Here is a 13,084-nt window from a genome sequence, read left to right as displayed (position 1 = left end):
GAGGTAGAGTCATCTGTGACATCTATGTCAGTTGTGACTTTTCGAGACGAGTTAGTGATGCAGACCATTCAGACTTCCACTGTCCCCGACGCCCAGCTCGCAGCGCTGGCACAGTTCGCCGACAGCGCTGAAGTGGGCCCCGAGCTCCGCGATGTGCTGCTCAGCGTGAGTCGGTGCATCAGCGACGGCGTCGACCTGGCCGTCGTCGACAACGCGGCCATCCTGACTCCCAACCAGGTTGCCGAGCGTCTGGGGATGAGCCGGAGCCACCTGTACAAGCTTCTAGATCGTGGTGAGTTGATGTCACATCGTGTCGGCCGAGATCGCCGTATTCGCCTAGCCGACCTCATTGCCTTCGAGACACAGCGCGATCACGACCGCCGCGAACTCGCTGAGCGTTTCGCCCACCAGCGTCAGACACGCACCGGCGCGATCAACGAGCTCGCCGACCTCCTCTAAACGCCCGCCAGAGCGCGGCTCATTGTGTCGGAGCGCTCCGGCACAATGGGCAGGTGCACAGCCGTCGAGCCCGTCCGACCCTTCGCCTGCTCGTCGAGGACCTCACAGCTGACTGGGCATCTCCCTACCCCCGCCGTGTTCTGACCTCAGGGACGTTCGAGGACCTGCACCCGCTCAGCGAGCTCCCCCACCCGATCGTGGCCAAGGCAGCGGACTCGTTTCGCCACGACGCCGACACCGACACCTTCGTCGGATCGATCGCCAGCAGCACCACGGTGCCGCTGATGGAGATCAAGGCAGGCCAGTGGCGCGGCGGGGTCTGGCGTGATGACACCTCCGGCGTTCACTGGCTCGTCGTGGCGGGACTGGCCAAGGGCGGACATGAGGACCGCGACGACTTCTACGAACAGATCAGGCGCCACGACCACACCGACGAGCCACTCCGCTGGCTCCCCACAGACGAGGACCGTCGTCTCCTCAAACAGGAAACCGCCGCACGCCTCCTCACCCTGTGGGAGCTGAGCGTCCAAGAGCAACTACTGGAAGCACTGCGCGCCATCCACGCAGGAGGCACCCAGCAGATCGAGATCGCCCACCCCATCACCAGGGGTGCCGTCGCGACGCTCACAATCACCGTGACACTGGTGCGGGAACATGACTATGCCGCCGACGAAGTCGAGCTCGAGCTCACCCCAACCCGTGCCCACGCGGGAAGCAACCTTGTGTGGCAGTTGACCCTGCGGGCCCTGATCACGCTCAGTCCGCCCGAACAAGGATGGGACCGCTACAAAGACACCTTCTCCACCATCGCTGAGCCCGGCTACTTCGCCGCCCGCGTCGCGGCGCTGGAGGCCCTCACCGCCGACCACGAGCTCGCAGAATCCGAGCCAGGCCACAGCGCCCACTACACCCACCGGCAACACCTGGCCGGCAGCACCGTCAACGGCAAGGCCGTTCGAGCACTCTGCGGCACATACTTCGTCCCCACCCAGGACCACGAAGCCTTGCCGTGCTGTCAGGTCTGCCAGACACGGCTCGAGGACCTGAAAGCCTGAACCAGGGCTAGCACGGGCTAGCCGTGGGCTAGCCGGGCTCGCACACACAAGCAGCCCGCGGCGGTCACCATCCACCCCACCCCCGAGCGCAAACCCTCCATGACGCACTGCGCCGACCGCCCAGCGCCCCACCCGAGGGCGAGAGTCATTTCGCCAACGGCTTCGACGGAGGCCTCTCGTCAGCGACGCGCACCAGGTTGTAGCTGCCTGTCTTCAGCCACTCCGGCAAGAAGATCTCCTCGCGGCCATCGGCCAGCAGCGGCGTCTTACGCTTTCGGGGCTTGCTCTTCTTCTCGGTGGGCATGTGATGTCTTCCCCTCTGATGAATGTCATGGAGCCTACGGAAGCCCTCGGACATCGACGCCGGCTCGGGCCCCGGTCTGGGCCCACCAGCCGACCCCCCTCGGCCCTGCACGGCCAACGCGCTACACCGGCGGTGACCGTCGAGGCCGTGGCGCACTTCTGAGCGTGTCGGGCTCGAGGTCCGGAGTTGAGTCGACTGGTACGAAACGGCGCATCCACAGATCTGGTGCGAGCAGCGGGAGACCGGGATCCTGGGCGGAGAGGACGGGCAGGAGCTCCGTCAGCAGGGTCTCGACGAGTTCGTCGACGTACTCGGGTGGATGGCTGACGACCGGCGCGTCGGCGGCCGCCGACGGTCCGATCGGCTCCAGCAGGAGCCGGACCCGGGGATCCTCCCGGAGGGCGAAGCTGCGATACCTCGGTGTCAGGTTCAGTTCATGGTTCAGGAGCTGCGTCAGCTCCCTCACGGCAGTGGCCGAGAGCGGGGCGATCGGGCGGACCGGACCATCACCCCCGCGGGCGGGCTCGAAACACAGCGAGATACGGATCATGAGAGGTCCTCCAGAAGATCAGTGACGGGAGCCGCTGCGGTGTGCAGCAGCCGAGGAAGCGGCTGAGCGGTAATCCCGGCGAGGCGAAGCGCCGGACTCTCCGGGACGACCAACACACCGCCGGTGCGTGGGGTGCCGCCGCGCCAGCCACCCTGGCGCGGCAGGGACCGGCCCGGAACCCGGGTCGCCACCCGCCGCAACAACGCCGGGTCGCGAAGGCAGGCATTCAGGCGGCGGACCCGCGGCACCGAACACGGCGCCACCAGCAGCGGACTATCGGACGGGGCCTGGGGAGTCCAGGTGCCGAGATCCACCGACGTCACCTCGTCAGATTCCGACGTGGCGGTCATCACTGCTCCTCTAGCGCGGCCTTCAACTCCAGCGGCGGCAACTCCCAGCAGGCGGCGGCGCGCGTCCAAGGCGCGTTGCAACTGGCGCGTCCAGAACACCAACTGGGCACAGACCTCCGCCCCACTCTTCGCGGTCACAATCAGCTGCTGCGCATCCGACACGGCACGCTCACCCCTTCTCCCTTTGTCTTTTGCTGGTCCTGCTCTTAGAACCCGGACCCGCATCAGCCAGCGCGTAACCGACGGCCTAGAACTTTCTCGTGGTTCGGAGCAGCGGCCACGGCGTCCGCGGGGTAGCTGTGGTGGGCTATGCGGGTGTCAGGTCGAGGTCGGCGTCGTCGCCGAGGGTGCCGACGATTGGGCGGGCAGAGGTGGTTGGCCTTCGTTGAAGTGGTGGGGCTCTAACTGGGTAGTCCCAGGCAGTCGCACTATCCAGTCTTCAACCAGTCTTTGCCGTTGAGAATGTCAGTGGCTCGGGGTGTGAGGTCGAGGTCGGCGTCCTCGCCGAGGGCGTCGGCGAGGATCTGGCGTGCAGAGGTCGAGTGGCCGTCGTGGACCATGATCCCGGCCAGGTCGAGGCGTGCGGTTTCGGAGTCGGGGTCGGCTGTCAGGGCGATGGTGGCGGCGCGTTTCGCGGCGTCGAGGTCACCGGTGTGGAGATGACGGGTGACGAGGATGTGGGCGACGTCGGTGACGGCGCAGATCATGTGGTGGTCGACGCGGTCTCCGTCGATGAGCCAGGTCCAGCCGGCGGGGCGCAGCTGGTCGAACGGGCGGCCTGTCACGAGCTGCAGCGCGGTTTCGAGGTCTTCGATCCCGGCTGGTCCGCGGGCGAGGCCGCGGGCTCGGAGGCGGCGGAACAGGTCGGCGTCGACGAGGAGGTCCTCGACGAGGTAGAGCCCCACTCCCCTGGCTTTGGCCTGTGGGGAGCTTTTCGCGTCGGGGAGGTGGGGGCTGCCGGTGTGGGGGTTGGTGCCGAGCCATAGGCGGAGGGTGGAGATGACGGTGCGGGCCCGTTCGATGGTGATGCCGAGGGCTGCGGCGACCTGGTCGCCGGTCACCCCGTGGGGGTGGAGGGCGAGGTAGGCCAGGGCTTCGGTGTAGTAGGCCTTCTGCTTGGCCAGCGGTTTGCCGTGGCAGCGGGCTGTGACGGGGCCGAGGAGGGACAGGCGGGGGTAGGGGCAGTGGGGGGAGAACCAGGCCCGGACCTGCGCGTCGAGGTCCGGATCCCGGTCTTGCAGCGTCTCGGCGACCGGTTCCGGCACGCGGGGGGCGATGGTGGTGAGGTCGTCGGCGGTGACGGCGGCGGTGTCGATGTAGGCGTGGTCGGGTTCGGGGAGCAGCGACTCGACCGTGTCGGTGTCGTCGTTGTCGCGGTCGGCGCGGTGCTCGGGGAGTAGGTTGCCGGTGACGTCGACGAGCTGATCGGCCGGGGCCGGGTGGGTGTCGTCGCGGGTGGCGGCGGCGAGGAGGTCGGCGCAGCCGGCTGCTTCGTCTTCGGTGAGGCCGACGGCGGTGAGCTCGAACCCGTAGCCGCGGATGCGTCCGGCTGGTGTTAGCGCCAGATCCCCTCCACTGGGTGTGAGGGTGAGGAGGGCGGTGCCGGTCTGGTGGGGGTGGTTCGCGATGAGCGCGGCCAGCTGCTCGAGGTCCTCTGATGGCTGGCCGGTGATGACGGCGGCCGCGGGCCAGGTTTCGTCGCCGGCCTGTGCGGCGCGGCCCTCAGACGCTGCCACCGCGTTGTGGGCGGCGCGTGCGGCGTTCGTGGTGGCGATGGTGAGGATCTCGTCGAGGTGGGCGTCGAGGCGTTCGGGGGACATGCCAATGACCTGGGTGGCGGGTCCCTCGCAGGCGATCCGAACCCCGTCGGACCAGGGGTTGATGGCGAGTTCGGCGGCGAGGTAGCGGGTGAAGTCGGCGCTCATCACCCGATCCCCGGACACCGTGACCAGGCCGGCGTGTTCGAGGTTGAGGAGCACGACCCGGTCGGCGGTGTCGGCGCCGATGGTAACTAGCAGCGGCCAGGGGCACGGCCGGTCCGGGACCAGGTCCCCGACGGTCTCCACGCGGGCGGTGTTGGGCAGCAGCCACCCGTCCCGGTCCTGCTGCCAGGGGGCGGGGAGCTGGTCGGGGGTGTGCACGACGATCGAAGCGTCGCGGGCGACGACGGCTGCGGTGAGGGTGGTGTGGGGGTCGAGGCGGCGCAGCACCTGGTCGAGGCGGGCCACCAGGAGGCCGGAGAGGCTCGTGGCGAGCTGTGCGGTCTGCTCGATCGGGGTCACCACCGGGTCGGGGGTGGCGATCATCCGGCCCGGGCGGCGGGTGCGGAACTGCTCCCTGCGCCGCGCACCGAGCAGCGTGGAGATCCCGACACCGAGGAACGTGCCGGCGCCGAGGAGCCCGGCAACCTCCCACGCATACATCGACGCATCAACCCTGTCGGAGTCCTCGGCGATGTCCACGGCGGTGGCTTCCGCGCGGAGCGGGGTCAGCGTCGCCGGAGCCGCGGAGGAGATCGCCGTGGGCGCGGCAGCGGACGGCGCGGCGGCGGACGGCGTGGCGGAGGGCGTGACTGAAGGTGCTGTCGACGGGGTGGCGGCGGCCGGCGTCTCGACGGGGGCGGTGTCTTCGGCGGGGAGCAGTGCGGTGACGGCTTCGCGGCGAGGAGTCTCCGGCTGCGTCTGGGTCTGGGGCGCCGGTTCGGTGGTGGCTCGGGCTGGTTGGCCGGGGATGGTGAGGGTCCAGCCGACGTCGATCTGGTCGGGGTCCTGAAGGACGTGCCCGGTGGGCTGCGGGTGGCCTTTGTTGGCGTCGTAGAGCTCGGGCCACCGACCAGGGTCGCCGAGGTGCTCCTCGGCGAGATCCCACAGGGTGTCGCCCTCCTCGACCGTGACCGACTCTGCCGGGGCCACGTCGGGTGGGGGTGTGGGGCGGGGGTCCTGGCTGGGCAGCGCCACCGCCGCCGGCACCGCAGCCGGCGCCGGGACGGCGACTGTGGGGGTGTCTGGTTGGGCTGCGCCGGCGTTTAGGGGGGTGGCGATGAACGCGGCGGCGGCCGCGACGACCAGGGCCCGGGCCAGGCCTTGCGGCATCGACGCGGCCGGCAGACGCGGCGCTTTCACCCCGCGCAGCAACGCCACAGCCTCAATGAGGATGAGGATGGTGAGCCAGGCCCACAGGACGCAGGCGGCGGCCCAGACCAGGACCAGCAGGAAGCGGCCGGAGTCGGGGGCAAGCAGCATCCCCGCGAGGCGATCCCAGCTCGGGAGGAAGCCGGGGAGTTGGCCGAGTTGGATCAGCAGCCAGGGGGCGCCGGCGACGATGCCGGCGATGGCGAGGATGGCGGCGAGGCTGCGGAGGGTGCGGAGGGTGCGGAGGGTGCGGGTCATTGTTCGGTTCCTCCGAGGACGGATTTCACGGTCGCGGTTCCGGTTTCTTCGACGCGCAGGGTGGTGATGCCGATGATGGAGAGGAACTGGCAGTCGTAGGACCCTCGCACGGTGACGGTGATCGTGTCGCCGCCGCGGATCGCCGTGGAGCCGGTGTAGGGGGAGGCGGCGACGTAGGTGTTGGCGGCCGCGATGGCGGTGTGCACATCGGGGCGGGCCCGGCCGGAGTCGAGGGTCAGGTGTTGTCCGCCGGCGCGTGCTGCTTCGTCGGCGACGGCGCGCGCGTGCTGGGCGGCGCCGGCGTGGCCGGCGAAGTCGATCCCGATGCCGATGGTCACGATGAACGCCACCAAAGCCACCGACACCCACACCGACACCATTCCCCGCTCCCCACGCTGCTTCCCATGCCCAGTAGAACCCCGACCGGGGCGGGTCAGCGCGTGACGGGGGTTCATCGTCTGCTCCGGTAGGTGTCGACCGGTGAGGTCTTCGTGGCGGTGAGGGTGCGGGTGGCGGGGAAGCCGGGCAGGCCGACCTGGAGGTCGACGGTGCAGGTCACGGTCACCGACACGACGGCCGGCGTGCCGAGGGGGGCGCGGAGGCCGGCGGCGTTCACGGCGACGTTGGAGGTGCGGCAGGTGGTGCCGGACTCGGTCAAGGTGGAGGCGGCCACCTGGCGTGCGGTGGCGGTGGCGGTTGCGGTGTCGCGTTCGAGGGAGGCGGCGCGGGCGGCCTGGGAGGCGGCGGAGTTCACCGTCATCTGCGCCAATGCTCCTGTGGCCAGCACGACCAGCAGACCGACCATGGCCAGCAGGACGGGCAGGATGATGGCGGTTTCGACGGCCACCATCATCCCCCGTTCCCCATCACGCCTCATCGTCGTCAGCTTTCGGGGGTGACGACGTTGACGACCTGGACTTCGGCGATCCGCAGGGTGGCGGTGTCGGTCAGCTGCGTGGTGATGGTGCCGCTCTGGCCGATGCCGGACCAGTTGACCACCCAGTGGGAGGTGGCGGTGATCGTGTACTCGCCGTCCTTGGCGTACATGTGGCCGCAGTCGGGGGAGGGCTCGTTGTGGACCCAGATGGAGCGCCAGGGCTTGCCTTGGCCGCAGGTGATGGTGGTGCCGTCGCCCATGTCCCACACGACCTTGTCGACCTGGCCGGTGGCGGTGACGGTGTAGCCGGCCTCAGACACGGATCGGGTGATCGGGCCCCACGTCGACGGCGACGGGTTCGACACCCACATCCACGAGTTCCACCCGACGTAGCCGAGATCCCGGGGGGCTCGTTCGGCCTGTTCGGGGAAGGTGCCCATCCTGATCGCTTCGAGCTGCATCCGCTCCACCGCCCTCTGCGCGAGGACCGCTGGATCCGGCGGAGCAGCCAACTGCGCCGACGCCGCCCACAGGTCCCAGGTGTTGCTCCACCCACCCTCAGTGCCGATCCGGCACTCGATGATCGTCCCGGTCGTGTTGCCCTCCCACACTGGGTCAGTCAACGGAGGCTGGTATGGCTTGACGCGGGCGTAGCACTCGAGGTCGGGCCGCCAGACCAGTCCCCACTGGGTGCAGGGCAACTCCGCACCGCCACCGGTGTAGCAACCCGACGGGGCCGAACCGCCGCCACCAGCACTCCCCTGCCCGCGGCCACCACCCCCCGATGAGCCGGGGACCTGGACACTCACGATGATGGTGTGCTCGTTGAGGAAGGCACCGCCGGTGCCTTCAGCTGAGGCCGTGGGGACTGCTACGCCGACGAGTAGGGCGGCGAGCATCACCATTGGGTAGAGGCGCTTCAGCATGATTCGACCGCCTCGCTCTGGCCGCCGTTCACTCGCCAACTGTTGCCCACCTGGACCATGTCCAGCCTGAAGTCGACGAAACGGAGCCGGGCAGGGTCGAGGACGGAGTTGCCGTTGGCGTCGACCATGTCGCTGCCTCGGCTGTCGCTGCAGACACGGACCTCGACCGAGCGCACTCCCCCGGCCTCCACGACGGGCCCGACGCCCTTGTAGGTGTAGACGTTCTCGCCGGTCTGGACAACGCCCTGGCTGCGGTACTCGCCGATGAGCTGCGCCTCGGCCGAGGTATGGGTTCCGGTGGTGGCGTTGGCTACCTGCTGGAAGTCTGCGTCGGGATCGCTACGGACGGCGTTGACCGCCCGGAAGTACTCCACCGCCCCCGCCTGGGCCGCCTCCTGTTCAGGTGACAGGGTGCTGGTCGGGGTCGGCGACGCGCTCGGCGAAGGTGCCGACGAGGGCGTGGGTGACGGGGACGCAGTTGAAGCACTCGGGACAGGCGTGGGGGTCTCGGCGGGGTCTGGGGTGCAGGCGCCGAGGAGGAGTAGTGCGGCCAGTGCTGCGGGTGCGAGTCGTGTGATCGTCATCTCTTCGTCTCCGTCAGGATGGGGTGAGTCGTTGGGTGGGTGAGGTGGCCGTGACCTGGATGGTGACGGGGAAGCCGGGGATGACTTGTAGGGCTGTGCCGGTGATGGTGACTGTGGTGAGTCGGGCGGCGCGTTGGGCGGTGACGTGGAGGTTGTCGATGGATCCGTTGTCGGCGGCTCGGGTGGCTGTGGCCTGACCGTGTGTTCCGGTGGCGTTGAGGGCTGCTGCGGCTCTGGCTCCGTCTTGTGCTGCTGCCTGTGCTGTTGCTTGTGCCCAGGTGAGCATGGCCCACTGCATCGTCAGCCACAGGGAGCTGAGGACGAGCGGGAAGAGGATGGTGGCCAGGACGGAGGAGCTGAGGCCCCGTTGGTCCTGGTCAGGAGGGGAGGTTGGCCTGCACATATGCGGTGATCGCGGAGATGATCAGGACGGCGATCCCAACGGCCCCTGCGAGGAGGATCGCGTTCTCGGTGGACTGGGACAGACCCCGCTGATCCCGCACCCGGACACGGGTGTGGAGGGTGGCGGTGAGGTAGCTGTAGAGGGCAAGCATGGCGGTGTTTCCTTTCGGGTTAGATCATGCGGAGGACTGCGGGGACGACCAGGGTGATCGCCAGGACGAGGACGAGCAGGGTGACGGGGATGGCGATGCGTTCCCCGTCGGCGTTGGCGCGGCTGATTTGTTGGTTGAGGGTGGCGTTGCGCATGGCGGCGCCGCGGGCGCGTAGTGAGGAGTAGATGCGGGTGCCGTCGGCGCCGGCCAGGCGCATGATGTCGGCCAGGTCGACCAGATCGGGCAGGTCGTAGTGGTGGCCCATGTCTGCCAGCGCGTCCCACGGGTTCTGGCCGGTGTACTGGGTGCGGCGCAGCACGGTGGCCAGGCGTTGGAACACCCAGGAGTCGCCGGTGTCGGCGGCGCGGAGCAAGGCTTCGGGAACGGTGGCGCCGGAGAGCCGCTCGAGGGCCACCATTTCCACGAACGCCACCAGGGCGTAGCTGAACTCGTCGCGGGCCTTCCGGGCTTGGTCGCGGAGCTCGTTGTTGGGCAGGAACCACATGATCGCCGCGAACCCGATCGAGCCGAGGACGGGAACCGCGACAGGGATCGGGAGCCTGAGCATCATCGTGGCGGCGCTGATCACGGGCACGACGAGGAGGCCGAGGACGCCGGAGATCAGTTTGGAGCCGTAGAACGCGGCCTTCGTGCGACCCAGGAGCGCGAGATCCTTCTCCGGTGCTGCGCCCCAGATGACCGCGGGAAGGTGGCGTTCGGCCCACCGGCCGAGCCGCACCTCCGAATCCACGCTCGGCCCGGTGGGGGTGTCGAGGGTGATGCGAGGTTGCAGGCGGCCGATGGCGTCCTTCAGATTGGTCGGGGCCGGCACGAGGCCGGCCACCAGCAGGACGAGGCCGGCGGTGATCGTGGCGCCCGAGAGCATGGCCAGCTGCAGCGCGGTCATCGCACACCACCCTGCCTCGCGGCGACGATGTCGGTGGCGGGTTGTGCGGTGATGGCGGTGCCGATGAAGCGTGGCAGGGGTTTGGTGGCGGAGATGCGGCCCATCCACACCAACGCGGCCAGGTACAGGGACATGAACACGGTCAGCAGGACCTGCCCCAGGGGGGTGCGGTAGGGCTCGACGTAGCTGCCGGCCAGGAACAGGCCCCCGAGCAGCAGTGCGGAGATGATGGTGATCATGCGGGCGGCGGTGCGGGCCTTCTGCTGCTCGGTTTCGACCTGGCGGCGGGCCTTGACGTCCTCGTCGATGGATTCGGCCAGGCCCTGCATCGCGGACGCGACACCGGGGCCGCGGCGTTCCGCGGCCAGGATCAGGGTGGCGGCGAACAGGTCCCCGGTCGCATCATCCAACTCATCAGCAAACAGGCGCAGCGCGGTGGCGGTGGCGACGTTCGCGCGGACCCGTGCAGCCAATCTGCCGATTTCGGGGGCCAGCGCGGCCGGGGCGGAGCGGGCGGCGTGCAGGATCGCCTGCTCCAGGCCGCGGCCGACGGTCAGGACGCCGCCGAGGGCGCGGGCGAAGTCCGCCAGGGCGTTGAGCCGCTCGATGCGGTTCGTCGCCCGACCGGTGACCATCTTGTAGATCATCACCGAGGCGGCTGGTGCGATGACGAGGGCGACGAGCCAGCCGGTCACCACCGCGATCAGGGCGCCGGCGGCCAGCCCGGCGAGAGCGACGACCCGGACCTTCGACAGCCGGCGGCGCCGCCGGATCCGCGGCGCCTTCGCGGGGGTGACGGGGTGGGGGGTCAGTGCGTAGATCAGGCCGAGGATGCCGGCGACGATCAACGCACCAGACAATGCTGCCAGGACAGTCATGCGCGGGTTCCCCGCTCGGCGTTGAAGCCAGCCAGGTCGAACCCGAACCGCTCCAGCATCCGGAACCTCGGTGGCAGGATGCGGGCGGTGGCGCGGTGGCTGCCCGGTTCGGCGGCGAAGATGGTGGTGGTGGCGTAGCCCTTGGCGTCCTCGCCGGGTTCGACGGCGATGATCTCGGACACCCAGCGGCGTTTCCGCCAGGTGCCATCAGGCTGTTGGACGGATTCGACCTGGAGCTGGACGATCACGTCGATGTCCTCGGCGATCACGTTGAGCGCGTATTCGCGGGTGATGTTGGCGCCCTCCTGCGTCGCGCAGGTGACAAGCTTCCGGATCGCCCCCTCGGCAGTCCTCGCATGCGTGGTGGACATGGAGCCGGAGCCGGACTGCATGCACTTGAACATGGTCACGATCTCCGAGCCGCGGACCTCGCCGACGATCGTGTAACTCAAGTTGGCTCGCAGGGAGTCTTCGAGGGCCTCGCGGACGGTGTACTCGCCGGCGCGGCGGCCGTTGAGACCGATCTCCCCGGAGCCGGGGTTGGCCTGCCACTCGTGGACGACCTGGTGGTCGCCGGTGTCTTTGAGGTACAGCTCGTACTCGGTTTCGATGGTGCCGATCTGCACGTGTGCCGGCAACTCGTGGGCCAACGCGCGCAGCATCGTGGTCTTCCCCGTGCCCTGATCACCGGAGACCACCAGCGACATACGGGCCTGCACCACCGCCGACAAGAACGACGCCGCCACCGAGGACAAGGAACCCAGGGCGACGAGTTCGTGGAGGCCGGCGTCGATGAGGCGGTTGCGGCGGATGATCACCGTCGGCCGTGACGTCACCCACGCCGAGGCGAACAGCCTCGCCCGGTTCGGCAGCGCCAGGTGCAGCTTCGTCGCCGCCTCGGAGAACTCCCGCGGCTTCGGCTGGTGGGCGGCCATGAACGTCAGGTACTCGATCAGCTGCTCATCGCTCGACGCGACCGGCGGCGCGGGGACCAGCTCGCCGTCGCTGTTCTCCACCAGCACGTTGTCGAAGCCGGAGATGATCACATTCTCCACCGCGTCATCGTCCAGATAGGGCTGCAGCCGGCCGAGGCGGAAGACGGCATCGAACAGGGCTTGGGCGAGTTGGTCCTGGTGGTCGAGGGTCCAGGTGAGTTGGCCGCGGACGGTGGAGGCGCGGGATTCCTCCTCCAGGACCGCGGCGATGATCTCGCGGCCGATGTCCTCGCGCGTCGAGGGGTCGGGGTCGCGCTCCGAGAGTTCCGTCGAGACCCGTTCGCGGAGCGTGTCGACCAGATCCCAGTCGATCTCCCCCGCCAGGCGACGCTGCACCCTAGGCGTCAGCACCGGCCGCGCCAGCTCCGGCGGCGTTGCGGGCTCGTGTCGTGCGGCTTGGCGACGTGGCTCCTCCGCGGTGAGCATCCGGAAGCTGCCACGGGTACGGCCCGCCGGCGGTGCCGGTTGGGTGAACAGGGCCAGCGTGGCCGGGTCGATCTCGGCAGCGGCCTGCAGTGCGTCGCTCATGCTGAAACCCCCAGGGCGGTGATGGATGTGGTGTGGAGCTCCTCGCCGGCCTGCCGCAGCGCCTTGCGGAGCTTGAGGCCACGCTTCGGCTCGGGCTGGCCGTGGCTGAGGACCTCGGCCTCCTCCGGCGCCCACGGCAACGTCACGCCGATCTCGCGTTTGATCACCGACGCCACAGCGTGGGCGGTGTAGGGCCGGTTGGGGCCGATCAGCAGCCCGCGGACCGGGGCCTCCGAAGGCACCTCTGCGGCTGAGACGGCCGCGACCGACGGCAGATCGCTACGCATGACCAGCAGGAGCTCGTCGGCGGCCCTGGCCAGGGGGGTCGCGAAATGCGTGTGACCGAGACGCCCCAGATCGATCAGGACGTCAACGCCAAACTGAGACAGCACCCTGAGTTGCGCGGCCAGCGCCGGCCACAGATCCACCAGGCCGCCGGCCTGGGCGGCGCCGGCGGGGCCGGGGATCAGGGAGGCGGTCTCCGACAGCCGCAGCGGCAACTCGCGGACCGCGTCCTCGAGCCCGCCTTGGCGGTGGGCGGACCAGAGTTCGACCAGGGTGCCGGGATGCCCGACGGTGCCGCGGTAGTAGCCGGCCAGGATCGCCGACCCGCCCACGGGGTCGGCGTCGACCAGCAGCACCTGGTTCGGCCACTCCAACGCCAGACCCAGCGCGGTGGTGGTCACCCCAGGGGAACCCGCGGCAGAGGTGAGCGCGTAAACGGCCAT

Annotated in this window: 16 protein-coding genes; 2 read left to right on the top strand and 14 right to left on the bottom strand. The window is 69.4% G+C overall.

The genetic code is table 11. The features are described from left to right. The first annotated feature begins 57 nt into the window (after nucleotides 1–57). Nucleotides 58–459, top strand: a complete 402-nt coding sequence (locus ACX1D1_RS16260; protein ID WP_459056703.1) for a helix-turn-helix domain-containing protein — start codon at nucleotides 58–60, stop codon at nucleotides 457–459. A gap of 53 nt (nucleotides 460–512) precedes the next feature. Next, a complete protein-coding gene (locus ACX1D1_RS16255; protein ID WP_459056702.1) occupies nucleotides 513–1,514 on the top strand; it encodes a DUF3039 domain-containing protein in 1,002 nt (333 codons plus the stop codon). Between the two features lie 145 nt (nucleotides 1,515–1,659). Here ACX1D1_RS16255 and ACX1D1_RS16250 read toward each other — a convergent pair whose 3' ends face one another. From ACX1D1_RS16250 to ACX1D1_RS16185, 14 genes are all read right to left on the bottom strand, one after another. Then, nucleotides 1,660–1,818: a hypothetical protein gene (locus ACX1D1_RS16250; protein ID WP_459056701.1), complete on the bottom strand. Its 159-nt coding sequence runs from the start codon at nucleotides 1,816–1,818 to the stop codon at nucleotides 1,660–1,662. A gap of 121 nt (nucleotides 1,819–1,939) precedes the next feature. Then, complete coding sequence (locus ACX1D1_RS16245; RefSeq protein ID WP_459056700.1) at nucleotides 1,940–2,368, bottom strand: hypothetical protein; 429 nt, start codon at nucleotides 2,366–2,368, stop codon at nucleotides 1,940–1,942. Further along, nucleotides 2,365–2,718 carry a hypothetical protein gene (locus ACX1D1_RS16240; RefSeq protein WP_459056699.1) on the bottom strand — a complete coding sequence of 118 codons (354 nt, stop codon included), beginning with the start codon at nucleotides 2,716–2,718 and terminating at the stop codon, nucleotides 2,365–2,367. The genes ACX1D1_RS16245 and ACX1D1_RS16240 overlap by 4 nt, the downstream gene beginning before the upstream one ends. Nucleotides 2,719–3,146: 428 nt before the next feature. After that, on the bottom strand, nucleotides 3,147–6,107 hold the full coding sequence (locus ACX1D1_RS16235; protein ID WP_459056698.1) for a tetratricopeptide repeat protein: 2,961 nt from the start codon (nucleotides 6,105–6,107) through the stop codon (nucleotides 3,147–3,149). Then, complete coding sequence (locus ACX1D1_RS16230; RefSeq protein WP_459056631.1) at nucleotides 6,104–6,487, bottom strand: pilus assembly protein TadG-related protein; 384 nt, start codon at nucleotides 6,485–6,487, stop codon at nucleotides 6,104–6,106. The genes ACX1D1_RS16235 and ACX1D1_RS16230 overlap by 4 nt, the downstream gene beginning before the upstream one ends. A gap of 71 nt (nucleotides 6,488–6,558) precedes the next feature. After that, complete coding sequence (locus tag ACX1D1_RS16225; RefSeq protein WP_459056630.1) at nucleotides 6,559–6,984, bottom strand: TadE/TadG family type IV pilus assembly protein; 426 nt, start codon at nucleotides 6,982–6,984, stop codon at nucleotides 6,559–6,561. 5 nt (nucleotides 6,985–6,989) lie between these two features. After that, complete coding sequence (locus tag ACX1D1_RS16220; RefSeq protein WP_459056629.1) at nucleotides 6,990–7,910, bottom strand: hypothetical protein; 921 nt, start codon at nucleotides 7,908–7,910, stop codon at nucleotides 6,990–6,992. After that, a complete protein-coding gene (locus tag ACX1D1_RS16215) occupies nucleotides 7,904–8,494 on the bottom strand; it encodes a hypothetical protein (RefSeq protein WP_459056628.1) in 591 nt (196 codons plus the stop codon). Before ACX1D1_RS16215 ends, ACX1D1_RS16220 begins: the two co-directional genes overlap by 7 nt. A gap of 13 nt (nucleotides 8,495–8,507) precedes the next feature. Then, a complete protein-coding gene (locus ACX1D1_RS16210) occupies nucleotides 8,508–8,897 on the bottom strand; it encodes a TadE/TadG family type IV pilus assembly protein (protein WP_459056627.1) in 390 nt (129 codons plus the stop codon). Beyond that, on the bottom strand, nucleotides 8,872–9,048 hold the full coding sequence (locus ACX1D1_RS16205) for a hypothetical protein (protein WP_175558290.1): 177 nt from the start codon (nucleotides 9,046–9,048) through the stop codon (nucleotides 8,872–8,874). The genes ACX1D1_RS16210 and ACX1D1_RS16205 overlap by 26 nt, the downstream gene beginning before the upstream one ends. 19 nt (nucleotides 9,049–9,067) lie before the next feature. Continuing rightward, nucleotides 9,068–9,955, bottom strand: a complete 888-nt coding sequence (locus ACX1D1_RS16200) for a type II secretion system F family protein (protein WP_459056626.1) — start codon at nucleotides 9,953–9,955, stop codon at nucleotides 9,068–9,070. Then, nucleotides 9,952–10,833 (bottom strand): type II secretion system F family protein, encoded by an 882-nt coding sequence (locus ACX1D1_RS16195; protein ID WP_459056625.1) that lies wholly within the window; start codon nucleotides 10,831–10,833, stop codon nucleotides 9,952–9,954. The genes ACX1D1_RS16200 and ACX1D1_RS16195 overlap by 4 nt, the downstream gene beginning before the upstream one ends. Then, on the bottom strand, nucleotides 10,830–12,356 hold the full coding sequence (locus ACX1D1_RS16190; RefSeq protein ID WP_459056624.1) for a TadA family conjugal transfer-associated ATPase: 1,527 nt from the start codon (nucleotides 12,354–12,356) through the stop codon (nucleotides 10,830–10,832). The genes ACX1D1_RS16195 and ACX1D1_RS16190 overlap by 4 nt, the downstream gene beginning before the upstream one ends. Beyond that, a complete protein-coding gene (locus ACX1D1_RS16185) occupies nucleotides 12,353–13,084 on the bottom strand; it encodes a CpaE/TadZ family protein (protein WP_459056623.1) in 732 nt (243 codons plus the stop codon). Before ACX1D1_RS16185 ends, ACX1D1_RS16190 begins: the two co-directional genes overlap by 4 nt.

The organism is Tessaracoccus luoxuelianae, from assembly GCF_054483915.1.
Note: the sequence above shows the minus strand (reverse complement) of the source record. Positions and strands in the feature narration are given on the sequence as shown.